Origin of the sequence: Paenibacillus terrae HPL-003 (assembly GCF_000235585.1) — a bacterium.
In the GTDB taxonomy this organism is placed as follows: domain Bacteria; phylum Bacillota; class Bacilli; order Paenibacillales; family Paenibacillaceae; genus Paenibacillus; species Paenibacillus terrae_B.
Genome location: NC_016641.1, coordinates 5,725,386 through 5,750,594, shown reverse-complemented (window position 1 = coordinate 5,750,594; position 25,209 = coordinate 5,725,386). Strand labels below are relative to the sequence as shown.

Sequence of the window (25,209 nt, the reverse complement as noted above, 5' to 3'; positions counted from 1 at the left end):
AACGTAAGCCATGTTGAAAAAAGGTCTTTCTCTAATTGTCGTCTTGTCTACATTGCTTTGGACGGCAGGCTGCGCAAGCAATGCCAACAGCCCGTCCGCTTCATCCGGCGAGAAAGGCGCAGAAGCTTCAGCCCCGCCAAAGGCGATTACGCTTGCCTACTCGGAGGGAGGGTCGACCATGGACCCGACTGAAGCAAGTGATCTTACATCCGATACACTTGTGCTTGCGCTCTATGACCAGCTTGTAACCTACGGCAAAAAGTCTACAGACAGCGGTGAAGTCGCAGATACGGAGACAATCAAGCCCATGCTGGCTGAGAAATGGGACGTTTCCGCTGATAACATGACCTATACAATGCATCTGCGTAAAGACGTTAAATTCCAAAGCGGCAACCCGCTGACCGCCAATTCCGTATTGTATTCCTTTGAGCGGCTCAAAAACTCCGATTCCGGCAGCTTTCTTTACGGCATGAGCTCTATCAAAACCGCTACAGCGCCGGATGAGCACACCGTTGTCATTACATTGTCCCAGCCTAATCATATGTTCCTGCAAATCCTGTCTTTGTATAACTTTTCTATCGTGGATGACGTGCTTGTCAAAGAAAATGGCGATGGCGAGTATTTGAAAACACATGCGGCAGGTTCCGGTCCGTTCAAGCTTGAAAAATGGGACCCTGCGACAGAAGCCGTCTTTAATGCCAATGCCAGCTACTGGCAAGAAGCACCAAGCCTGAGCAAAGTAACTATGAAGTTTACCAAGGAAGCTTCCAACCGTGTACTCCTGCTGGATAAAGGCGATGTCGATATGGCAATTGAAATTCCTGCCAAGGACGTTGCCAAACTGGAAACCAACACCGATTTAAAGGTTCAATCCAACGCAAGTAACCGGATTCTGTATTTCGCCATGAACAACAAAATAAAACCTTTTAATAATCCAAAAGTACGTCAAGCGATTTCTTATGCCATTCCCTATGACCAATTAATCGACGATGTTATGTATGGTCAAGCGAAGCAAATGAAGAGTTCCGTAGCCAGCAACACACCAGGCTACACCGATGCAGGCTACAACTATAAGTATGACCTGAACAAAGCGAAACAGCTGCTTACCGAAGCGGGTTATCCTAATGGCTTTAGTTTTGATATGACCCTGGGCTCTGGCTTCCAGGACTGGGCGGATGACGCCGTGTTGATTCAAGCTGAACTTGCCAAAATCGGTGTAAAGATGAACGTTGTCAATGTTGCCCGTGCACAGTTCCTTGAACAACAAAGAGAAGGCAATCTGACCGCATACATCTCCAAATGGACTTCCTTCGTCAATGACCCGGGTTACCATCTTGGATTCCTGATGTACAGCGGCGGTTCCTCGAACTATATGCATTACGCCAATCCGGAAGTGGATAAGCTGTGGGAACAAGCAGGCAAAGAGCAGGATGCGAATAAACGAAAAGAACTGTATGGCAAAGCACAAGAGCTTATCAATCAAGATTCCCCTTGGGCGTACCTGTATGAATACAATCGGGTTGTTGGCATGAGCAAAGACATCACGGGATATGTATACTACCCGGATGAAGTCATTCGATTCTATTCATTGAAGAAAGAGTAGGTTGTTCATCTTACCTGGATGCCTTCGGTTGATTACAGCCGAAGGCTATCATTTTACACCTGAAGTATGAAGCTGATCTGTATGTGACAGTAAGGGTTCAGATAGCGATATGAAAACGTGAAGGGGTTGAATGGAAATGACAGATTGGAAAACGTTAGTTCTTGATGAAATAGAAAAACGGCAGGACGAATTGCTGGAGCTTTGTTCGCGGTTAATTCAGTTTCCCTCGGAAAATCCTCCAGGTGATTCACGTGAAATCAGTCAGTTTATTATGGACTACCTTAAAGAAGCGGGGATTGAAACAACTATACATGAATCCGGGCCGAATATGTGGAACCTCATTTCTGATTATGGCGCTGAAACGGCGGACGGAAAAAAACTGATTTTCTGTGGGCATACAGACGTTGTGCCAGCAGGGGATCGTACCCGTTGGGATTTTGATCCGTTCTGTGGTGAAATACGTGATGGCTATCTGCTTGGGCGCGGGGCTTCGGACATGAAAGCCGGACTGGGCGGATTAATATTTACTGTTGCGCTGTTTTCCAAACTAGGCGTACCGCTCGAAGGTGCGTTGTCGTTGCTTGTAGTTCCAGACGAAGAAACTGGGGGACATCTTGGAGTACCTTGGGTGCTGGAAAGAAAACTAATTGAAGGAACGGCTGCTGTGATCGCAGAGCCTTCAGGCCCGCAAAACCCGACAATCGGTCAAAAAGGAAGCTGCTGGTTTGAGTTTACCGTTGAAGGCACGCCGGGTCACGGCAGTCTGCAACCGATCGCAGGTGAAAGTGCTATTTTAAAAGCAGCAAGAGGAATTGAAGCTCTGCAACAACTGTGGGATATCAAACCTGATATTCCAGAAGAAGTAAAAGAGATCATTGAAATTTCCAAGCGTTATGTAAGCGAACGGGAAAACCCAAGCTATGGGCAAGCATTTGACCATGTAACTGTGAACATTGGTACGATTCAGGGGGGCACCAAAGTCAATGTGGTTGCCGACCGTTGTACGGTACAAGTGGATTCCCGTGTTCCTTTTGGTGTAGACCATCGGGATGTACTGGCTAGAGCGAAAGAATTGCTTGCAAGTGTAGGCATTGATGCTGAACCCAAACAGTTCGGGTTTTTCGGTAACGCCAACTGGACCCCGCCGACCGAACCGATTGTGCATGATCTTGTGGATTCCATCGCTGAGGTTAGCGGTAAAGAAGCCTATGGGGTGTTGCAGTGGGCAACCAGTGATGCCCGTGCATTCCGCAAATATCATATTCCGGTATTGCAATATGGACCTGCGGACCTTGGAACCATCCACAACTTCAACGAAAGAGCTCCGGTATGGCAAATCCTTCAATCCGCGAAAGTATACGCCTTGACGGCGCTTAAATATCTGAAAACTACAAAAACAGAAGCTTAAGGGGAGCTAGACGTATGATGAAACAAGTTTACGAAGTATATGATCTCTTGGACAGCCCGTCCGCCAGCGGGGCGGAAGTACAAGCTTATCTGGAACAACTGGGTCAAGCGGACATCAGCGTTACAACCGTTGAGGGAGAAAAAGGCTTTACGGATTTTATCAAAGTAGTCATTGCTGGGAAAAACGGCCGTATTCGCGGTGGCAATTGCCCAACTCTGGGTGTTATTGGTCGTCTTGGCGGACTTGGAGCACGCCCGGAAATGATCGGATTTGTATCTGATGGCGATGGCGCGGCAGCAGCGATTTCAGCAGCAGCCAAGCTTTTGTCTATGCAGTCCAAAGGTGATGTACTGGACGGCGACGTGATTATCTGTACGCATATTTGCCCGGATGCACCTACTCAGCCGCATGATCCGGTTCCATTTATGGATTCGCCAGTAGATATTTTGACGATGAACCAGTATGAGGTGACTCCCGAGATGGAAGCCATTCTGTCGATTGATACTACAAAAGGGAATCGTGTCATTAACCATAAAGGTATTGCTATTTCCCCTACCGTACGTGAAGGCTACGTGTTGCGGATCAGCGAAGACCTTGTCGATATTGTGCAGACCGTAACCGGCGAACCGTGTGTTACTTTTGCCGTGACCACACAGGATATCACACCTTATGGCAACGATCTGTATCATATCAACAGCATTTTGCAGCCAGCAGTGGCAACATCGGCTCCGGTTGTGGGTGTAGCTATTACCGCAGCAGCCCCCGTACCAGGCAGTGCAACGGGTGCAAGCCACGAAGGCGATATTGCGCTGGCTGCCAAAGTGGCTGTCGAAGCAGCCAAAGCCTATGGACGCGGACAATGCTCTTTTCATTCGGAAAAAGAATTTCAACATATCACAAAGCTGTACGGTAACATGAAGCATTTGCAAACGATGGGCAAGTCCGAATAGGCTCGTTCTTTTTAGATACAAACGTGAAGATACATGATGGACAAGGAGGGGGAAGAGGACATGGCACAATTGCTTGAAGTAACCAATCTCCGCACAGAGTTCAAGACTGCGGCGGGTACCATCCGGGCAGTGGACGGCGTCGATCTGTCGGTTGGCAAAGGGGAAACACTCGGGATTGTTGGGGAATCCGGGTGCGGCAAAAGCATCACTTCCCTTTCCATTATGCAGCTTCTCCCCAAAGGGCTTGGGAAAGTAGCTGCTGGTGAAGTACGGTTTAACGGCGAAAACATCCTGGATTACTCAGAGCGGAAAATGCGTTCAATTCGAGGCAATGAGATGGCTATGATTTTCCAGGAGCCTATGACTTCGCTCAATCCCGTGTTCAAAATCGGTAAACAAATTGCCGAATCTGCCAGATACCATCACGGTGTAAGTAAACATAAAGCCAAGGCCATGGCCGTGGAAATGCTGACGAAAGTTGGTATTCCACGCCCAGAGAAAGTAGCCGTTTCTTACCCGCATGAGCTCTCGGGGGGGATGCGGCAGCGGGTTATGATTGCAATGGCAATGGTCTGCAATCCGAAGCTGCTGATCGCGGATGAGCCGACCACGGCACTCGACGTGACCATTCAGGCGCAAATCCTTGATTTGATGCGTGACCTGCAAAAGTCCGAAGGAACCTCCATTCTGATGATTACCCATGACCTTGGCGTTGTAGCTGAAATGTGTGATCGGGTGGTTATTATGTACGCCGGGCAGGTGGTGGAAGAAACGGATGTCAAAACGCTTTTTAAAGAACCCAGGCATCCGTATACACAAAGTCTGTTAGCCTCATTGCCGCAATTGAATAGTGATCAGGAGCGTCTGGCTTCCATTCCGGGTCAGGTTCCCAACCCGCTCGATATGCCAAAAGGCTGCCGTTTTGCACCACGCTGTCAGTTTGCCAAAGAAATTTGCCTTGCAGAGGCCCCGGAGCTTGTGGAAGTGGAACCCGGGCACAAAAGCCGCTGCTTGTTACAGCAGGAGGGATATCATGAGTACACTGCTTGAAATACGTAATCTGAAAAAACACTATCCGATCAAAAAAGGACTTTTTTCCAAACAAGTGGGAGCAGTCAAAGCGGTGGATGGTATTAACCTGACTGTACAGCAGGGTGAAACCCTGGCAATCGTGGGGGAATCCGGCTGTGGAAAATCTACAACCGGTCGAGCAATCCTCAGATTGATTGAACCAACCGATGGAGAGATTCTGTTTAACGGTACGGATATACGGAAGCTCAATACCGAGCAACTGCGCAAATTCAGAACGGATATGCAGATGGTGTTTCAGGACCCGTTTGCTTCACTTGACCCAAGATGGACGGTACAGCAGGTGCTGGAAGAACCGCTTATCACCCATGAAAAGTTGAGCAAAACACAGCTTAAAGAGCGTGTAGAAAACCTGCTCGAAGTGGTCGGATTATCCCCTTATCACGCTCATCGTTACCCGCATGAGTTTTCGGGCGGTCAACGTCAGCGGATCGGGATTGCAAGGGCATTGGCGCTCAATCCCAAATTTATCGTTTGTGACGAGCCGGTCTCAGCGCTCGATGTGTCCATTCAGGCGCAGGTGCTCAACCTGATGAAGGACTTGCAAAAACAGTACGACCTGACGTATATGTTCATTTCCCATGATCTGTCGGTCGTCAAATTTATTAGCAATCGCGTTGGTGTGATGTACCTGGGCAAGCTGGTCGAACTCGCACCGACCCAAGAAATGTTCAAGGAGCCGCTGCATCCGTATACGAAGGCGTTGATGTCTGCGGTACCTGTAGCCGATCCGGAAGCGGAACGGGACCGGATTGTACTCAAAGGCGATGTGCCGAGCCCGGAAAATCCGCCAAGCGGCTGTGCGTTTCACAACCGTTGCCCGGCAGCCATGGACATTTGCAGCAAAGTGCAGCCCCTCTTTGCCGAAGCTGCACCGGGTCGGCAGGTCGCCTGCCACTTGTACCCGACTTCCGTACCGGAACAAGCGATAGCCGGGCAGGCATAAGATAACTAAAAAAAGAATAAATATACTTTATAGTGAAAATCAAGCCTGAATCCGCCTCAAACGGATTCAGGCTTTTTTAATGAATGCTGCTCTGGAAATGCTCATACTTTTCCAATATATCCATTTTAAGATTCAATATATGAGGTGGAATTTCAACACCTGTAAATCAAGCATATAACATGCATGGATACAACATTGACGCATAATCGATGGAAGCGTTTTAATTTAAGTATAGAAATACAAAAGAAGACCTCAGGGAGGACATAAGAATGCTAAAAGTGAAAGCGCTTAGATGCGAGCATTTAAATAATCCGATTGGACTTGGTTGTAAAAAGCCGCGACTCAGTTGGCAGATTGAATCTGACAAAATGTATGTTTCACAAAAACGGTTCCAATTGCAAGTATCCGTTAATCCTACTTTTGAATCACTGATCTGGAATCATTTTTCCTATTCGGATCAATCCATTCTGTTTCCATATGAAGGCCCTCCGCTGGAATCAGGACAAAGATATTATTATCGGGTAAAAGTGTGGGCTCAGGGAGCGGGTGACACAGAAGCAGAAGAATCGGAATGGAGTGAGTCCGGCTTTTGGGAGATGGGGTTACTCCATGAGCAGGACTGGAAAGCACAATGGATCACGGTGAAGGAGCGGAACATAAATGAAGAGTTTCAGACACGCGCTCCTTTTGCCACTTCCAAGTGTTTTTCAGTCGGGGGAAAAGTGAAAAAAGCAGTCATTTATGCTACAAGCCTGGGTCTGTATGAACTGGAGTTCAATGGGCAAAAAGTGGGCGATGCTTACTTTACCCCGGGATGGACGGATTATAACGATCGTGTCCAGGTGCAAGCGTATGACGTGACTTCTGTCATTCAAGAACAAAATAACCAAATCACAGCAACGGTCGGAGAAGGCTGGTATAGCGGTTATCTGGGCTGGCAGAAGCGCAAGGACACCTACGGGGACACGAATGCATTGCTACTTCAAATGAAGATTAGTTATGCAGATGGCCGTTCTGAACTCATTTGCTCTGATTCTTCCTGGGAGGAAACGAACTGTGCCATTTTAATGTCGGATATTTATAACGGTGAAATCTATGATGCCAGACTTGAGCTGCGGGCAGCCGAACATAGCTCTTTAACCGAGCGGAAAATGATGCAGGTCGTCCCGTTCCCGTTCAGTCATCTGGTTGCTCAGGAGAATGAGCCTGTCCGTGTGATGAACCGGTTGAAGCCTGTTGAGCTCATTCGAACCCCCAAAGGTGAGCTTGTGCTTAACTTGGGCCAAAATATGGTAGGCTGGCTGGAATTTAAAGTTGAAGCGCCCGCAGGTACAGTTTTGAATCTGGTTCATGGTGAAGTGCTGGATCAGCAAGGGAACTTTTACAGAGATAACATTCGTGATGCAGCACAGCAGATTACGTACATTTGCAGTGGAAAGGGGACAGAGACATTTCGGCCACATTTCACTTTCCAAGGCTTTCAATATGTGAAGCTTGAGGGTTTTCCAGATGGCGTTACAATTGAAGACTTTACGGGTGTTGTTCTGCATTCGGACATGGAGACTGTTGGCTTGTTTGAGACATCCGATCCGAAGCTCAATCAACTCCAGCACAATATTGTGTGGGGGCAAAAGGGGAATTTCCTGGATGTGCCAACGGATTGCCCGCAGCGGGATGAGCGATTAGGCTGGACCGGTGATGCACAGATTTTTGCCAGAACGGCCAGCTTCAATATGAATGCAGCTTCTTTCTTCCGAAAGTGGCTGAAGGATTTGGCTTACAACCAGCTGGAAAATGGGGCAGTGCCTTTTGTCGTGCCGGATGTCCTCAAAGGAACCTTTGCCGATAACATGGACAAAACGACGGCAGCATGGGGAGACGCGGCGGTTATATGTCCGTGGACCATGTATCAATGCTATGGGGATAAGCAAATTTTAGCTCAGCAGTATGACAGTATGAAAGCATGGGTGGATTACATCCGCGCCCAGGGGAACGAAGAACATCTTTGGGATACCGGCTTGCAGCTTGGAGACTGGCTGGCGCTGGACAGCGAGGAAGGAAGTTATTTTGGGGCGACCGACGGAACGCTGGTGGCAACTGCTTACTTTGCGTATTCGACTCATATTTTGGCGCAGACGGCCAAACTGCTGAATCGTTATACCGATTACAGCACATATCAAAGCTTACATGAGGGGATTAAAACCGCTTTTGCGAACCGCTACTTCGATGACGCTGGCCAACTGACCTCCAATACCCAGACTGCACAGATTGTGGCTCTGCACTTTGGATTGGTGCCGGACAAGTATAAAACGCAAGTGATTCAGGAGCTCGTACGGCTCATAGAAAAAAATGATATGCATCTGGATACCGGCTTTGTGGGTACACCTTATCTATGCCTGGTTTTGTCCGACAATGGCTATACGGATGTAGCTTATAAGATTTTATTTCAAAATGATTATCCTTCATGGCTGTATCAGGTTGAACGTGGGGCAACGACTATGTGGGAGCATTGGGACAGCATCAAAGTGGACGGCTCGTTCTGGAGTACGGATATGAACTCGTTCAATCACTATTCATACGGTTCAGTCGGAGACTTTATGTACCAAAATATTGCCGGAATCGATGTACTTGAAGCGGGTTATAAAAAATCACGGTTAGCTCCTAAACCGCCTGCTAATCTTACTTCGGCCCACGGGAAACTGGAAACGCCATATGGCGCACTGGAAGTCCATTGGGAAATCGTGAATGAAGAAATGCAGATGACGGTTCGCGTTCCGCATAATACGACGGCTAAGATTACACTTCCGGGAGTGTTGGAGCCGGATGCACTGCAGCAGACCATTGCCACGCAATATCCGTCGATTGAGAATCCGCCTGTTAATATACCACAGGAGCTGGCTGGGAGAATGGGGATTGCAGGTGAACAGGAGACTTTCCAAAGGAGCGAAAATCATGAAATTACGTTTACGGTCGGTTCAGGGCAGTACGTCTTCCAGTACAGATACTGCCAGACTACCCAAGTTCCTGTACATGCAACCAGAGGCTAAATAACATAGACTAGAGGTGAGTAACTTGATGAATATAAAAAACAAAGGTTTGTTTAAAACGGCGTTGCTGTCCATTTCGTTAGTCCTGACATCAGCGAGTGCCATTTCGGCTATCATACCGATGATGCTGAACCAATTATCAGGGGTTTCTAGTTCCTTGATTGAAAGCGTAGTTACTATTCCCTCCTTCACGATGATGCTGTTTGTGCTGCTGAGTGGTCCGATCTCTTCCCGATTGGGCAAAAAAAATACAGTCATGCTAGGACTTTTGCTCGTGGTCATCGGCGGAATCCTTCCTATGTTCACTACGAACATTACATGGATTCTCGCGTTGCGTCTGGTATTAGGTGCAGGTCTCGGGATGTTCAATTCGCTGGCCGTTAGCTTAATTAGTGATTTTTTTGAAGGGGACGAACGTGCCCAATTAGTAGGCTTTCAAAGCGCCGTTCAAGGGCTCGGAAGCAGCTTAGCTACTTTTGTGGCAGGACAGCTTGCCTTAATCGATTGGAAGTTTGCCTTTTTATGCTATGCGATCACTATTCCTGTTGCGCTGTTATTCTTCTTTATCATTCCCGAACCAGAGCGTGTGGAGCCTACAGTGGAGCGTTCAACAGGAACGGGCCACAAGAGCGGCGGAGTATCCATACCTGTACTTGGATTAGGAGCTGCACTTTTCCTGTTTATGACCTTTATCATGATTGTGTATACCAAAACAGGTATTATGATTGCTGAAAAGAATATGCCTAATCCTGGTTTTCTAGGAACTGCGTTAACGCTGTTTTCCTTGTCAACTATGATTGCAGGCTTCTTGTTTGGTAAAATATATAAATGGTTTAGAAATTACGCTCCCTTTATCTCCAGTCTATTAACAGCTACAGGTTTTGTAATGCTGTGGTTTGCTCAGAATGTGACCATGGTTACCATTGCCATGCTGATCATTGGCTTTAGCTTTGCTCTGTTTATTCCTTATATTTTTACCATACTAACTAAAATCGTGCCTAAAGGCAGTGAGACGATTTCCATTTCCATTGCGATGGTAGGCTCCAATTTGGGAGCGTTTGCTTCGCCGTATGTCATCAAGTTAGTTGGCATGCTGTTTGGAAATGAAACCGCCTCATTTTCCTTCCTCGTTTCTGCGATTGTGTTTACGATTGCTGCACTCATCTGTCTGGGAATCGCTATTAGAGGAAAGGGCAGTAAGGCTCAGGCGGCAGTTCACAGTTAATGGGAGTCATCAGGTATTAGGTGGTTTGTTCAACGGGCGGAGAACCGCCCGTTTTTCCATCATATAATGAAGGAGGAGTCAGTGTTTATGAACCTTCATGAGTTGGACCAGTTGCTGAGAACTAAAACGGAAATTGAACTTTTACAACAACAAAACAACGAGGTTATTAATGATCTCTCTGAAGAATCGGAGGATGAACGATACTATGATATTAATCTGAACATGTTTCGTATGCCTGCTTTGTTTTTCTTTGGAGAACATGATATTTATATTAGCAAGCACAATAGATTTGCTCCGATGCTGGAGCACATGCATGAATTTATTGAATTAAACTATGTTTATTCAGGTAAGTGCAATCAAATCATAGCAGGCAAAGAAATTCAGCTTTGTGAAGGCCAGGTGTGTGTCCTGGATAAGGATGTGCCCCACAGCATCGCTCCTTTGGGAGAAGACGATATCCTTATTAATATCCTGCTGCAAAGAGAAACGATTTCTTCCCTGTTCTTACAACGGTTATCTAAGAAAAAAAGTCTGATTGGTGAATTTCTCGCCAACTCTGTTCTCCAGCATCAGCACCATAATCACTTTATTATTTTTGAGTCGCAGCATAATGAAAACCTTCAATATATATTGCGCAGAATCTTAATCGAATATTTTTCCAGTCAAGAGGATTCGATGGAATTGGTCAAGGCTTATTTGCAAATTGTTTTTGGAGAATTGGTTCGTGTATTGGAAAGCGAGCATAATATTCACTTAAACCAGCAGGAAAATAATATTACATCTATTCTGAATTATATGGAAGAGCACTATCAGCATTTAAGCTTGCAGCAGCTATCTAATCATTTTAATTACAATAGTACGTATTTAAGTAATAAGTTAAAAAAAGTAACCGGTCTTACTTACACTCAGCTTATTGCCAACATTAAACTCAATGCAGCCTATTCTCTGGTTGTAAATACCAGCCTGCCGTTCGAAATGATATTTAAGCAAGTTGGGTATAACAGCATGAGTTTTTTCTATAAAAAATTTAAAATGGCTTATGGCGCTACCCCGCAAAATATCCGAAACAAGCAGTTGAGGAAATGAAGGGTATAAATTGACGTCCAATTTTAATTGGGCGTCTATATGTTATAATATCTGCAAATTCATAAGCACAAGGCTAATGAAATGATAGGTAAGGAGTGTCGGCTTATAATAGCAAGAATAGCGTAAGTCTACCTTTTACGGGATACCAGCATTTACAGATAAAGAAGAGATTATTGCGTGGCTCCAACAATACCCGTCTCTCGTTCCCGAGGATTATGGTCAGAAGCTGGAACGGCTGAAGCATATGAAGAATAAGCGGTATAAAACCGTGCCAGGAGACATCTTTCGTGTGGAAATGGATCTGTTCACAGACGGGTATGTACGTTTTGTCCACTAAATGGGTCTTGACCAAACTTTGCTGGTGTCTTTGTTTCTATTCTTGTGCCGAATCGGAAATGTACAGCTCACAGACGAACATCAAGAACTCTGAATGTAGCGAGATGTTTATCCAACTGCATTATCCCTTTGGTTTGCTGGATGTAAACGTAATCTTTGGGAGAAAAAGATTTGTTGAAAAAAAGAAACGGGCAAAAGACAACAAGATATGGTCAAACAAGATCATGAGAAGAAAAAATGATATCAAGACGAAAGCTATTGAATAGCTTAGGTAGGGGTTAGTCTTTATGTTCGGAATGTAATAAAAATATGCAAGCTATTCGTATCAATATCATAGTTTTGGAATGTTTGAGACTTAATTTGCTGGGTCAAAGAAAAGGAATATGGAATTTTTCGTCGATTGCAGTCGGAATTGAAAAATAGATTTATTTAGCAGAAATGAACTGATCAAAATAGCCATGATATTAAAATAAATTGAAGTGATTTTATAATACGAATGATCAGCAAGAAAAGGTACATAATGAATACGTAAATAAGCAAAATAAGGAATCTTCTTTCTGAGCTTGAGAGATTAGAAGCTTCTTTACCTCGTCGGAAAGCAAGGAGAATGACGCATGAAAATTTTTCTGTGATAAACCTAAAACGAGATATAGTGAAAAAATACAATTAACTTCGTTCCTAACAGGATACAGAAGCGTAAGAAAAGCAGTGCCTATCCAAGATGAGCAATAACGGCAGATTCAAGATCTGTTTCGATCTGAACGAAAACCACTAGGAGGACGCTCCGCCGTGGACAATCGGCACATGCTCAATGCGATGCTTTGGGTGGCTCGTTCGGGCGCTTCATGGCGGGATCTAACAAGACACCTCCCCAATTGGAAATCGGTATACACTCGCTTGGGATGGGGTTATCCAGCAAATTCCCCTTGATTTCGATGAAGAAAGCGTTTGGAAATGCCAATTTGGTGTAGAAGGCATTACGTGAATACCATAGGAGAAGAAGGTTCTCGAGGAGTATATCCGAGACTAATTAATGGAAGGGAATAATTGCAAACAGATAACGATGAAAGAGTTGATTGATCCGTTTACAGGTAAGTTGATGAAAAAGGACAGATAAAGTTGCCCCTGAAAGCGGCAACCTGTGGCAACACAGTTTCAGTGCGCATTAAGGCGTTTGCCAGTAACGTGTCCTTATAGTGCAGTGCTAATAGAAGCCACCGGCTATGTCGGTAGTTATGACTAGTTAAAATTACAAAGATAATTTAATAAATTAATAAAAAAAATTTAAAGTTATTTTGTCGATATCCGGGAAGGAAAGACACAAAATTTTCACTATATTTTACATTTTACGACAGAAATAGTCTTTAATCGACAATTTTAGAAGTTGTGAAAAGAGGAAATGCGCTGTAAAATTAACCATGTAAAAATTATTATTTTTTTCTATAAAAAAATTAAAATTGTTTTTTTTATATTAAATGTTAAATAATGTTGTGACGAAATTATATAAATAGAAAAAGGAGGAAGATAAGGGATGACTACACTTGAAGGAACGAAGGAAAAAATGAAGAAAATTGGGTATTCAATCAGGGAGAAACTGATCATTGAAAATGAACTCAAGTTTGAAATATCCGAAAAAAAAATGTTTAAACCCATTTATGACTATCTTAAGGAAAGTTACGTTGTTGTTCCGTATAGAAACGCACATATGTATGATTTTTATTATGACACACAGGATTTAGATCTTTCGAAAGCCGGAATAACGTACAGAGTGAGGTACAGACCGCAGATTTCAATAAATCTCAAGCTTCCGCAGACCATAACGAATAGAACGTGGAGCAGATACGAGTACTCCTGCAAAGTTGACGGTAAACTGCCTAAAAATATGAGTACGTTCGATGTTGATTGCGATATTCATAGAATTGCCAAGAAATTTTTAGGTGTAACAAATTTATCGGAGCTTAAGAATATATCAATCGTCAGTTCATTCAGGACTGGGTTTATTTTAAGATTCCCCCGGATAAATGTACTCGGTGAAAATGAATTTTTAGGTGTCGCTTTCTTTGATCAATCGGCTGACAAAATAAATAATAAATCTTTTTATGAATTTGAGTTGGAGTCGTTCCAACAGAGTGATGTGTTTGCTTCACCCTATATCTTCAACGAGTTTGATGAAATCGGCAAGTTTGTGGAGAGCCTCGGTCACTCCTTAAGCAGTAAAAGCAAGAAAGAAAAATGCATGAATCTCTAAAAAGCATTGTTCAGGGGGAGTATCATGAAGAACAATATGGAAACTGAAGTAACTTATATTACGTCCGATTTCAGTTTGAATACACAACAATTACTTGAGGGTTTGTATAAGCAGATTGAAGATAATCGGTTGACTGTTTTCAGATATAACGATTGCATTCAAATGTTGTTTGAAGATCTTAAGCATGATAAGAAGAAAATCACATTTAAAGTTAACCACGGAAATTTATACTACAGCATAGCCACCAAAGATAGGTTGACATCTACAAATGACATCTTACAGACCTATCAGGAGAGTAAAACCATCTGGGCTCTTATTGATGAATTGGACTTAAGCATATTCAAAAATAAAGTATTGGCATTCTATTACAAGGAACTCAATAGAATGACCATCAAATACAAAAACGTAAAATATAAGGTCAACGGGCATGATGTTCAGTTTTTGGATTCGAATTGCGAAGTGAAAAAACGGATGAAGTATATTGAAGTTGAGAGTAAGAAATTCGAACTTGACCATATCAATTTCTTCACAGATTACTTTATGAAGAGAGAATTGGATATGATCGATTATGAAAATAGCAAGTGGATAATTGGAAAAGAAATCATCGGAGCCCAAAACCAATTTAATTTTTCCGATGTTTCTAAGTTGAAACAGTTTTTACTTGATCTCTACACAAAAATGTCTGTCTGTTATTTGGTATAGAATAATTAGCTGTATGGATCTATAAAAATTTGCTGGATGTATTTGATGGGATTTGAGTATAAATATATTTTGCATAGAAACTTGGATAGCCCAAATGATTCTTTTTGCAGCAATAACGGCTACCTGGTTCTGAACTGTTACAAAATGGAAAGTAAGATCATCGAGGTAGCAATTACGATATAGAAGGCATTAAAGGATCTCTATTTGATAATAATACCTTTCTTTAACGGGGAAGAGGGATCGGCATTGGTATGTACTGAAATTATTGCAACTATTGGAATACCGTTTAATGAAGAAGCGGTGAACGAAAAAGTCACTTATTCGTTGAAGTATGGTATTCGAAGCTTCAGATTTAACTTGGCGAAATGCAGTTCGGAAGAAGAACTGGAGTATTTTGAAAAGATCATTCGAAACTTGACCCAAAATAAGAGCATGCAACATTGCAAGATTATGCTTGATCTCCCCTTTCCGGGAAGAAAGACAAGAATTTCATTTGTAGATAACCACTTTACTTATGACTTCGAATCCGGAGAAACAGTCACCATAACCGGGGAGAAAAACAAATTCAGAGATTTTAATACTAAGGTTATATTTGTGGATAACGAAAATATATGCAGGTCAGTTTCTACGGGGCAAAAACTTATTTACAGTGACGGTGATTGTGTTTTATCTGTTCTAGAAGTGGATGATGAGCAGGATTGTGTTATTGCAAAAGTATCCAACACAATAAAAATGTACACTAAAAAATCCCTGTCTTATAACTATGTTGCTAAGGAATTAAACGGGCAGCAGTACATTGATTTGGTTAACCGGGTAAAGCCCTCATCCGTTGCTTTTTCTTTTGTGACTGATTTAAGCGATTTGTTAACATGCAGAAACGGGATATTGGACAAGGACATTGAAATCATCAGTAAGATTGAAACTGCAGATTCCATTAAAAATGCCGATGAAATTGCAAGCTCTTCCAACCTAATGTTGGGCAGGGGAGACTTACTGTTGAATTCCGAAATTTGCAGATTATACGAGTATCAATCCGAAATATCTAAAACAGCCAAGCGAAGAAGCAAAAAGCTCTATATTGCAACGGGCATATTGACATCATTACGTAGGCAACCCATTCCTACTCCGGCAGAAATGATAGATTTATACAACATCATTTCTTGCCGACCTGATGGAATAATCTTAAATGCCGAGATTTTTATCGGTGAAAATGTTGAAGCTGCAGTGAAATTAATACGGGACACAACTGCGCAAATATAATATGAGGGGAACATGCTATGGGTCACATAAACTTGCAAAATGAGATGATGGAACAACTGAAAACAAAAGAACTGATGGAACAGGCTAAAACCTATGCATATGATTATATCGAAAATTTGCCGTATATGGATGTTTCGCCGTCTTGTGAAGCTTTGGAGAATCTGCTTAAGTTTGAGGAGAAAATGCCTGAAGAGTCCGCTTCTCCTTCTGAAATACTTTTTATGCTGCACAAGTACGGGTCAAAGGCAACTGTCGCCAAAAGCGGTGCTAAATATTTTGGATTTGTTAACGGGGGGGTAATTCCGGTGGCATTGGCCACGAAGTGGCTTACCGATATATGGGATCAGAACAGCGGATTATATATCATGTCACCGATTGCATCAAAACTGGAGGAAGTATGCGAGAAGTGGCTTGTTGACCTTTTTGGGTTACAAAAAGGCACTGCTGCCGGTTTTGTCAGTGGTTCCTCGGTGGCTACAATTTGTGCAGTTACCGCAGCAAGAAATAAATTGCTTTTCAACCAAGGATATGATGTCCATTCAAAGGGACTTTTTGGTGCGCCTAAAATCAGGGTAGTTGTAGGTGAGGATGCCCATTCTTCTGTATGGAAAGCCTTGTCTATGTTAGGAATTGGCAGAGACATGGTTGAAGTGGTGCCTACTGATGACCAGGGACGCATGATCATTGGTAAATTACCTCCACTTGACAGCAAAACCTTGGTTATAGCTCAAGCTGGAAATGTTACCGGAGGTGCATTTGATTCGATAGAGGAAATTTGTACGCTGGCAAATCAGGCAAGTGCCTGGGTACATGTGGACGGCGCTTTCGGGCTTTGGGCAGCTGTATCCGGCAAAAGAAAATATTTGACAAAAGGCCTTGAAAAAGCGGATTCTTGGTCTGTTGATGCACACAAAACTTTAAACGCACCCTTTGATTGCGGTGTCGTTCTATGCAAAGACAGGGATTCGCTGGTAAGCGCCATGCAGGCATCTGGGTCCTATCTTCAATATAGCGACCATCGTGACGGCATGCTGTATGTTCCTGAACTGTCCAAACGGGCAAGAAGTGTAGAGTTATGGGCTGTCATAAAATATTTAGGGAAAGTTGGTATTGAAAAACTTGTCGACGATCTTTGCGATAATGCTGAGTACTTTGCTGAAAAGCTTACCGAACAAGGTTTTCATGTGGAAAACAACGTAGTGTTTAATCAAATTGTAGTAAAATGCGAGAACTCCGAAATAACCTCGGCAACGCTGAAAAATATACAAGCAAGCAGAAAATGTTGGTGCAGTGGCGCATTGTGGCAGAATGAGCCGGCCATCCGGATAAGCATATGCTCGTGGCAAACAACCCAAAAAGATATTGACGATTGTGTAAATATTTTTGTGGCATGCAGAAGGTTGGCTACACCTGTCATTATGTGAGCTTCGTTCGCAAAGCGAGTATGAAGTGGAGCGAACCGACTGGCATAATATGAAGATGCTGCCTAAGGTGCAGATTAGTCTACAGGGAGACGGCCTCCTTTTTTCAGTGAGTTTCTTTGTTGCTGAACAGCAGACTCAATACAAAGGATCTTGATGTATTGCGGGAACAGCTGTCGTTTGTTTTACATTTGAATCCATATGCCTATTTACACTATCTGGGTCGGTCTGTGCCAAGTGGCAAACTGATGAAAACGTAACAGAATTTAAAGACAGTGAATCTGTGAATTCTTTCTTTTTGGCAAAGAATACAGGACTTTTATAGACAATACAAATGTATGAAAGGGTGATGGCCTGTGAGCAGTAAAGAATTCGCAGCTGTAAATCAAGAGATATGGAACAAGCTTTATAAAGGTCAGGCTCTTACGAGAACCGCCGTTCGGTCAGTGCCGGATATCAATGGGAAGGCATCAGAGATTGTTGAAAAGAACAGCAAATTACTGCGTCCTAGCAGCAATATACTTGAATTAGGCTGCGGTCATGGCACGAACCTGTTGGAGCTTGCACGCTCCCATAAGTGTACAGGGATTGATATTTCGAAGGAAGCATTGCTAATAGGAGAATCGAGGGCTAAACAAGTCGGAGTGAGCATCAAATTCATAGAAAGTGATTTTTATCATCTTCCTTTTGAAGATTCGCAATTCGATTGTGTTCTTGCATTATACAGTCTTCAATTTAACAATTGGAATTCCGCCGTGAACGTATTTAAAGAAATATCGAGGGTATTGAGCAAAGACGGGTACTTGATCTTTAAGATCAGGTCCACAGCACGCGATATGCCGTCCAAGTATAAACTTCTTGATGATCATGGTTTGACGTTCATATCCTATGAAGAGCATGAATATGGAATGACATACCATCATTATACTGAAAAGGAAATTGATAGTATCACTAGTGATTTTCATAAAGTAGATCTCTATGAAGAAATGAAGAATTATGCGGGAGAAGAGAATGGAAAAAGAGCATGGTGGGTAGGGATATTCAGGAAAAATAATAAATAAGTGGCCAGATAATTAGCCATTCATCGGATCTTTATGGAGGATATTATGAAAACGTTCATCTACATGGTGAGGCATGGCGATTCGCCAAAGACGGCAGGAAATGAAAGAACAAGAGGGTTAACTGATAAAGGAATGTCGGATGCCAATCGAACAACAGAATTATTGAATGGGGAGGGAATCGAGGTTTTCGTTTCCAGTCCGTATCAGAGGGCAATCCTTACCATTCAGGAGTTGGCCCGGCGTTCAGGAAAAGAAATCATTTTATTTGAAAATCTGAAAGAAAGAATTTTTTCCACAGATGACCACCGGATGCCTGATGAGGATTTATTCCCATTGTTGGAGAAGTCGTTTTCTGATCCCGATTTTGCTTTGGTGGGAGCGGAATCGAATAACGGTTGCCAGAGCCGTGCGGTAGCGGTTTTGAAAGAATTATTAACGGCCTTCCGGGGACGGAAAATAGCAATTGGAACCCATGGAGCTGTCATGACATTAATGATGGGGTATTTTGACCGCCAATATGATTACCATTTTTTAATGCAAACCTCCAAACCGGATGTATACAAAATGGAGTTCAACGGCGAAGAGCTAGTGAAGGTTGAGAGATTGTGGAACATCCGGTAATGAACCGCCCCTAACCGTTCAACTGCTGGAAAGGGACGGCCTGACTCGCGGGAAGTTGCTATTTTTCATACTTGCGCAGCAATTCATCCAGTGATTCGCGAAGCAAGGATGCCTCCGAGCAGTTTAATAATTTGGAAACCATCTGAATCCGTTCCTCCTTGGACAGTTCAAGATGGGTTTTATCCCCCTTGTTCTTTCCATTATTATTCTAACATGTGTTCTCTTCCGATATAAAATCATAAAAAATATTTTACATTATTGTACAGTATATATCAACGCATAGAAAGGGTGTGAGATCGATGAAGCTAACGCAAGTTGATGACCCAACTTCAAAATATACTTATGTGATGGATCAACTTCCTTGGATTGACAGCCGGACACTGGTTTATTTAGCGGGGTCTGTTTTCGAAGGGTTTGGAAACGCCTCTTCCGACATAGACGTTTTTGTTATCACGGATACAATGCCTGAAATTGATAGCTTGCTTTCACAAACCGAAGGGCTTGACCCGATTGTCTTGTCGGTAAACCAATTCATTGTCCATAATTTTGTTCATGATGACGTCCGATTTGACTTTACATATTTGACAAATGAGTTTTTTGACAGTCTCCTTGCCAAACTTGAAAATTTCGAGGTCCGTTCGGAAGAATACCCCATTTCCTTCAATGCTGATGAACTTGATTTGCTGCACCGGTTGAAATACGCGACATTTCTGACTTGTCCGCAAGAAATGGGAGAACGTCTTCCAATGCTGCCTTTTCGATCCCTCGATCTGTATATCGCATTGTTCGAGTCCACCAATTACACCAACATCGTTGAAGATATCCAGGGGGCCTATCAATCCGGGGACTACGGGACCGCGTTTTTCCGAACCAGACACCTGTTGGACGCCAGCATGACTGCCTTCTTGGCTGTTAATGGGGAATCAAATCCACGGCTCAAGTGGTTGTTCCGTAAACTGAAACGATATGCCGACCGGACAGGCGATTTCGATTTGCTGAATAATTATCTGATTTATCAAAGCGAAGCCTTCGATGACAATACCGTTCGGGATTTAATCCGGAGATGCTTGCGGTATTGTCAGACATTGAATGACAGAACCCAACATCTCATTCATGAAACCATAAAGGAGCTGGAGAAAAAATGAAATACGCTCGCAATGTTTTTATTCAAACCCGAATACTGAATGACAAGACCTATGCGGTGAAAAATAATGATGTTTATTTGTTGGATGAAGTAGCATATAAGATTTGGAGTCTGTTGGATGGAGAACGTACGGTTGATGAGGTTGCCACAGCCATAGCCGAAGAGTATAAAGCGGATAAAGAAACAGTTCTCGGGGATGTAAATGAATTTATTCAAGAGCTGAAGGATGTGGATTTTATCGAGGTGGTATAGGAATATGCCAGTTTTCACATGATTGTTCAATCCGGGAAAAGGATGCCGAACGGAATGGAGGTGACAATATGTACAAAAAGCCTAAAATTCAAAAAGTTGCGGCTCCAAAAGCAAGCCAAAAAGTATAATAAAGCTCTGTAGTTTACTTATGCTATAAATCCTTACCCGATTAAAAGGCATCCTTTTCCCAGATTGATATAAGCCGAGGTCCTTATCGTGATAAACAGTCTCGTATCTGCAGTTTTGATATTTTTGACCGTGTTTTATTCCACGCAGTTGATCAGAAGAAAAGTCCGGCATTTTTACTGTGCGGATATGATAAGAAGTCTTCTCTTTTTCTTGCCCTATCTCATTCCGCCATTGCTTATGGGAAGCCGTCCGCTAAATAATGCTACGGGCGGCGGATGGGGGATTGCGTTTGCAGTGGCCGTTGGCGCGGCTCTGTTGGCATTGTTATGGCAATGGCCAGAATATAAGGCTTTGTTGAATAAAGATATTTATTGCTTTATGCAGGCCATTTCATTTCGTACCTTTGTAATATTGGAGCTGTCGTTAATTGGAAGTGCGGTATGCGAGGAATGGTTTTACCGCTTGTTCCTGGTGGGGTTGCTGAAAGATTGGGGTATCGTCGGCGCATTTGTTCTAACTTCCGCAATGTTCTCTTTTTCGCACTATATGCAAAAGGATACGCGTGAAGAGTTTTCTTGGAAATCCTATATCACCTTGTTTATGTTGGGGCTAGCCTGGTCCTATTCCATTGTTATAAGCCAATCCGTCCTGCCTGCAGTCATAGGACATTTTCTGTATAATTTCCCGAGCATGCTTACGACATTCTGGAACTTTTCCACGCCGAGAAAGCTTCAGATGCAGGAGAATCATAAGGGATGATTTTGAAAGGGGCAAATATGAAATTTCTGCGATTGCATCCCAATGTTAAATTAAGATTGGTTGAACGCTTTTTAACGCAGTTGGTTACCAACTCCATCTTCCCCTTTATGGGGATTTATTTTTCTATGGAATTCGGCGTCAAATGGGCGGGTATTTTGCTGGCTGCCAATGTTTTCCTTTCCTTTCTAGCAGGGTTTTATGGCGGATACATGTCGGACTTGTATGGAAGAAAAAAGGTATTGGTATACAGTGAGTATGTCCGGTTGGCATCCATCATTGCAATGGTTGTGGGGAGCATCGAGTTTTTTTATTCTACTTTGCTTGTATGCATCGGTATGTTGGTAAGCAGTATCTGTGCAGGACTTTCGAATCCTGCGGGGTCAGCTTTGATTATAGATTCCAGCAGTAGCGAAGAGAGGAAGTATATTTACGGACTTGATTATTGGCTTTGGAACGTGTCCCTGCTAATAGGAATCCTACTAGGCGGCTTCTTATTCGAACAATTCCGGATGGAACTGTTTATTGCACTGGCGTTCATTTCCTTCTGTTCGCTCCTGATTGTCGCATTATTCATTTCGGAAAGCCTGTCCGTAATCGATCCGCAAATTCAAAAAAAAAGTTTTTGGCGGAGTACAGCAGCAAATTACCGTGTTGTCTTAACCAATAAGGTATTTATATTTTTTCTGCTTGCCTCATTGCTGGATCTGTCCATTGAACTGCAATCCAATAATTATACACCCATTCGGCTTGTTCAAGTCATTGGGCATCAAACGTTATTCTCTGTAGCTGGCTACTCATTGAAAATCAACGGATATAACTTGTTTGGTATTTTAAGCATAATTAATACACTGTCTGTTATTTTATTCGGCACATTGATTGCCAAGCTTTTTAAGAAGACGAAAGATACGAAAGCGGTAACGGTGGGAATTTTGCTGTATGCCGCCGGATATGCATTAATTGTAATCGGCAAAAGTCCCTGGTTCCTCTTCGCTGTCATGCTGATTTTATCCATTGGCGAAGTAATCTATATTCCGCGAAAACAAGCATTGTTGGCGGATATTATGCCGTCTGATAAACGGGGTTCCTATATGGCGATCAATTCATTGACAACGCGGGGAGCCATGATGATCGGTTCGTTATCCGTTACGTTCAGTGCATTTGTTCCGTCCTGGATTATCGGGCTGGAAATGTTCCTGTTGGGTGTGATAAGTGTTTTTCTTTACATTCATGTACTTGCCCTGAAACAATCTTCCCCTGCTGTACAGGGCATGGATAAGGCGGTGTCTGCAGAGACTTAAGTGACTTAATAAATAAACTTCTGCTGGCACTAGTAGTTGAATAGGTACAACTAGCCTTGCGTATGGCATAGGTCGGTCAACAATTATCTGTAAACTAATTTCAAGGACCCCCCTCTTGGGGGATTTTTAATTTAAAATGGCTTATGGTGCTACCCCGCAAAATATCCGAAACAAGCAGTTGAGGAAATGAAGGATATCCAAGGACGTCCAATTCTATTGGGCGTCTATATTTGTTATAATAGCTGCAAATTATAAGCTGGTGTTTAAAAGGGAGGATACATCCTTGGAAGCGATACTAAGACGGCACTGGCCGGAGTGGAACGGAACGTTGCAGAAACGAACCGGGGGTTGGAATAATACGACGTATTTTGTTAAGGGTGGTATGCGAAGCGGGGTGCTGCGCATCTACGATACACACAGGGATAGGGACAAAATTGAATTTGAGCATGCAGTTTTGCAGGCACTGAGTAAGCATTCTCTATCATTCAGGGTACCGATACCAATTCGAACAGTGACGGGAGAGACACTCGCTCAGCTTGAGAAGGAAAGCGGCAAATATGTCTGTCTGTTCGATTACATAGAAGGCAAATCACCACTGGAGCAGGATTCAAGCTTTGCCTATTCTTTTGGCGAGGTCACGGGTGAATTATCTGCTGTGCTTGCGACATTCCGTCTTGATATAGCTCCAGTCTACCGACCGTATTATGCCCTGCAGCAATCCTATCCATTGTGTAACCAGGAGATCGTTCGAGAGATTTGCCTTCATCCGCCTGAGCCTCTAAAAACTTTGCATGACGAGCTGCGATGGATAGGAAAAGTATATGAAGAGATTACAGATTCGCTTCATGCATTGGAGGAGTTGCCGCATCAGCTTGTACATGGGGATTTGAACGCTTCCAATTTGTTAGTAAAGGATACCGATCATAGCCAAGTGACTGCACTGCTTGATTTTGAATTTTGTACGTTAGACGTTCGGGTCATGGAACCAGCGGTTATCTTATCGGGATTTTTGGGACAACCGGAGGAGATGCAAGCAGTCCGGGATTTTTGCCAGGGCTTCTGCCGCCAAGTTCATCTGTCCCACGCCGAGATTGATGCGGTGCCTGTATTGATGCTGCTTAGGAAGGTAGATGTATTTCTTCATTTTTTGAGTCGCTTTCTGGAAGGAACTGATCAGCCACATGTGTTACAAGAGCAGGTCAAGCAGATCGCTGCCGACTTGCTGCAACTGTCTACCAGAAGTAGCTGGATTCAGGAGGAGCTAGTCCAAGCTGGAACAGTGTATGAATAAACGAGTTAAATGCCGTTTTATGTTATAATCTCTGGAAAAATAGAGCCTATGTCCATAGAGATGTACTCGGAATTGGAGGAGCAGATGAATAGTTGGTTAACGAACGCGTTACGACCGTACTTCGGGCTGGAGGCGCTGGAAGAACATTGGGACGTGGTAGAAATTAAAGAAGGATACTTTATTTGTGTGTATGGGGATGTTATTCGTAAGTGAATTTCTTCCACTGAGGATGCTTATGGGGAAACCGATGTAGAGATTCTTACACGTGATCGGGCATTGGTTTTGCCTAAAACGGCTCGTAGCAAAGAGAAAAAGCTGAATTACACAAGTGTTTAGAGCATCAAGGCAGAAGGTGTGACCTTTTCAGCAGGCATTAGAAGGGATCGTCCTATTAGTTATGTTACTGCTGTGAACAGCAAAACTGACGTGAAATTGCCCATCACTGGATGTGAACAATTTACATAGTAAAGAAGAGATCATCGATTGGCTTCAACGTTACCCGTCACTTGTGCCCAAAGATTATGATCGTAGGCTAGACCGGTTGAAGCATATGAAAAACCAGCGTTATAAAACGGTCCCGGGAGACATCTTCCGTTAGTTTCTTACTGAGTGCAAAGGGCACAATCGTGTCGTCCTTTGAAGCAATAGCTGTACGCGCCTTTAGCGAATCCATGATGTGCTGATAATCAAAATGACTATTTGTAAATTCATCTAATGAGGGGAGGCTTGGCACTGGATCGGTAAAACCGGAAACGAAAACGACGCCACCCAGTGGTTCCGGGGTAATTACTTGCTGCAGGTACCTTAATATGGATACACATCCCAAGCTATGACCAATAAAATAGGTGTCTTTATGTAGAACTTTAATATTTAGCAATAGATGCTCGATCCACTCATTAAGTTTGGGGGATTGCGAATTGGGCATCTCCAGTATTTCTACCGATACCCCATCTTCCTGTAGTTTGTCTTGTAACCAAGGAAACCAATGATCAGATGGCGAAGCTGTGTATCCGTGGATTATATATACTTGTTTTTTATTTTGTATGTTTGTCACAATACTTTTTCTCCCATCATCCAGCGTTTTGTTATTGTTTCGTTGTTGATATGTGCCCACTTCGTGTAAGGACTCCTCTTCTAGTTTAACAAATTCTTTAAGCCCATGAGTATCTAAACTACAACTCTAATAAAAATAGGGTATTAGAGGTGCTGGTAGACTGTATAAATGAGCATCAATCTCCAACAGAGCAGTTAGTCTCCAATTTGAAAAAAACCGGGAGTTTTTATGAAAGTATTGACTGCATTGCTTGAAATCAGATTTTTTGTTGATAAAGCC

General features: G+C 43.2%; 22 protein-coding genes. 21 read left to right on the top strand and 1 reads right to left on the bottom strand.

Annotation, left to right across the window (positions count from 1 at the left end):
* Positions 1–10 precede the first annotated feature (10 nt).
* From HPL003_RS25515 to HPL003_RS30275, 21 genes are all read left to right on the top strand, one after another.
* Entirely contained in the window at positions 11–1,603 is a 1,593-nt protein-coding gene (locus tag HPL003_RS25515; protein ID WP_014282690.1) for an ABC transporter substrate-binding protein, read from the top strand.
* 136 nt (positions 1,604–1,739) lie between these two features.
* Positions 1,740–3,011: a M20 family metallopeptidase gene (locus HPL003_RS25510; protein WP_014282689.1), complete on the top strand. Its 1,272-nt coding sequence runs from the start codon at positions 1,740–1,742 to the stop codon at positions 3,009–3,011.
* Between the two features lie 14 nt (positions 3,012–3,025).
* On the top strand, positions 3,026–3,961 hold the full coding sequence (locus HPL003_RS25505) for a DUF1177 domain-containing protein (RefSeq protein ID WP_014282688.1): 936 nt from the start codon (positions 3,026–3,028) through the stop codon (positions 3,959–3,961).
* 60 nt (positions 3,962–4,021) lie between these two features.
* On the top strand, positions 4,022–5,011 hold the full coding sequence (locus HPL003_RS25500) for an ABC transporter ATP-binding protein (protein WP_014282687.1): 990 nt from the start codon (positions 4,022–4,024) through the stop codon (positions 5,009–5,011).
* Positions 4,995–5,996 (top strand): ABC transporter ATP-binding protein, encoded by a 1,002-nt coding sequence (locus tag HPL003_RS25495; RefSeq protein WP_014282686.1) that lies wholly within the window; start codon positions 4,995–4,997, stop codon positions 5,994–5,996. The genes HPL003_RS25500 and HPL003_RS25495 overlap by 17 nt, the downstream gene beginning before the upstream one ends.
* Before the next feature lie 269 nt (positions 5,997–6,265).
* Positions 6,266–9,043 (top strand): alpha-L-rhamnosidase, encoded by a 2,778-nt coding sequence (locus tag HPL003_RS25490; RefSeq protein WP_014282685.1) that lies wholly within the window; start codon positions 6,266–6,268, stop codon positions 9,041–9,043.
* A 28-nt stretch (positions 9,044–9,071) separates the two neighbouring features.
* On the top strand, positions 9,072–10,268 hold the full coding sequence (locus HPL003_RS25485) for an MFS transporter (RefSeq protein WP_014282684.1): 1,197 nt from the start codon (positions 9,072–9,074) through the stop codon (positions 10,266–10,268).
* An 87-nt stretch (positions 10,269–10,355) separates the two neighbouring features.
* Positions 10,356–11,354 carry an AraC family transcriptional regulator gene (locus HPL003_RS25480; RefSeq protein ID WP_014282683.1) on the top strand — a complete coding sequence of 333 codons (999 nt, stop codon included), beginning with the start codon at positions 10,356–10,358 and terminating at the stop codon, positions 11,352–11,354.
* Positions 11,355–12,428: 1,074 nt separating this feature from the next.
* Positions 12,429–12,620, top strand: a complete 192-nt coding sequence (locus HPL003_RS30630) for a transposase (protein ID WP_081473767.1) — start codon at positions 12,429–12,431, stop codon at positions 12,618–12,620.
* A gap of 601 nt (positions 12,621–13,221) precedes the next feature.
* On the top strand, positions 13,222–13,938 hold the full coding sequence (locus tag HPL003_RS25470) for a CYTH domain-containing protein (RefSeq protein ID WP_014282681.1): 717 nt from the start codon (positions 13,222–13,224) through the stop codon (positions 13,936–13,938).
* Between the two features lie 24 nt (positions 13,939–13,962).
* Positions 13,963–14,640 (top strand): hypothetical protein, encoded by a 678-nt coding sequence (locus HPL003_RS25465; protein WP_014282680.1) that lies wholly within the window; start codon positions 13,963–13,965, stop codon positions 14,638–14,640.
* 204 nt (positions 14,641–14,844) lie between these two features.
* Positions 14,845–15,900, top strand: a complete 1,056-nt coding sequence (locus HPL003_RS25460) for a pyruvate kinase (protein ID WP_081473766.1) — start codon at positions 14,845–14,847, stop codon at positions 15,898–15,900.
* 17 nt (positions 15,901–15,917) lie between these two features.
* The gene (locus tag HPL003_RS25455) at positions 15,918–17,324 is read left to right on the top strand and encodes a pyridoxal phosphate-dependent decarboxylase family protein (RefSeq protein WP_014282678.1); all 1,407 of its coding nucleotides are present in this window, start codon (positions 15,918–15,920) and stop codon (positions 17,322–17,324) included.
* 353 nt (positions 17,325–17,677) lie between these two features.
* On the top strand, positions 17,678–18,382 hold the full coding sequence (locus tag HPL003_RS25450) for a class I SAM-dependent methyltransferase (RefSeq protein WP_014282677.1): 705 nt from the start codon (positions 17,678–17,680) through the stop codon (positions 18,380–18,382).
* A gap of 45 nt (positions 18,383–18,427) precedes the next feature.
* Complete coding sequence (locus HPL003_RS25445) at positions 18,428–19,003, top strand: histidine phosphatase family protein (protein ID WP_014282676.1); 576 nt, start codon at positions 18,428–18,430, stop codon at positions 19,001–19,003.
* A 299-nt stretch (positions 19,004–19,302) separates the two neighbouring features.
* Complete coding sequence (locus HPL003_RS25440) at positions 19,303–20,148, top strand: hypothetical protein (RefSeq protein ID WP_014282675.1); 846 nt, start codon at positions 19,303–19,305, stop codon at positions 20,146–20,148.
* Complete coding sequence (locus HPL003_RS25435; RefSeq protein WP_014282674.1) at positions 20,145–20,399, top strand: PqqD family protein; 255 nt, start codon at positions 20,145–20,147, stop codon at positions 20,397–20,399. The genes HPL003_RS25440 and HPL003_RS25435 overlap by 4 nt, the downstream gene beginning before the upstream one ends.
* Before the next feature lie 339 nt (positions 20,400–20,738).
* Entirely contained in the window at positions 20,739–21,287 is a 549-nt protein-coding gene (locus HPL003_RS25430) for a CPBP family intramembrane glutamic endopeptidase (protein WP_014282673.1), read from the top strand.
* A complete protein-coding gene (locus tag HPL003_RS25425) occupies positions 21,284–22,585 on the top strand; it encodes an MFS transporter (RefSeq protein ID WP_014282672.1) in 1,302 nt (433 codons plus the stop codon). Before HPL003_RS25430 ends, HPL003_RS25425 begins: the two co-directional genes overlap by 4 nt.
* Before the next feature lie 283 nt (positions 22,586–22,868).
* On the top strand, positions 22,869–23,876 hold the full coding sequence (locus HPL003_RS25420; protein ID WP_014282671.1) for a phosphotransferase: 1,008 nt from the start codon (positions 22,869–22,871) through the stop codon (positions 23,874–23,876).
* An 84-nt stretch (positions 23,877–23,960) separates the two neighbouring features.
* Positions 23,961–24,089, top strand: a complete 129-nt coding sequence (locus tag HPL003_RS30275) for a hypothetical protein (protein ID WP_274378187.1) — start codon at positions 23,961–23,963, stop codon at positions 24,087–24,089.
* Between the two features lie 319 nt (positions 24,090–24,408).
* Here HPL003_RS30275 and HPL003_RS25410 read toward each other — a convergent pair whose 3' ends face one another.
* Positions 24,409–24,990, bottom strand: a complete 582-nt coding sequence (locus HPL003_RS25410; RefSeq protein WP_014282669.1) for an RBBP9/YdeN family alpha/beta hydrolase — start codon at positions 24,988–24,990, stop codon at positions 24,409–24,411.
* Positions 24,991–25,209 lie beyond the last annotated feature (219 nt).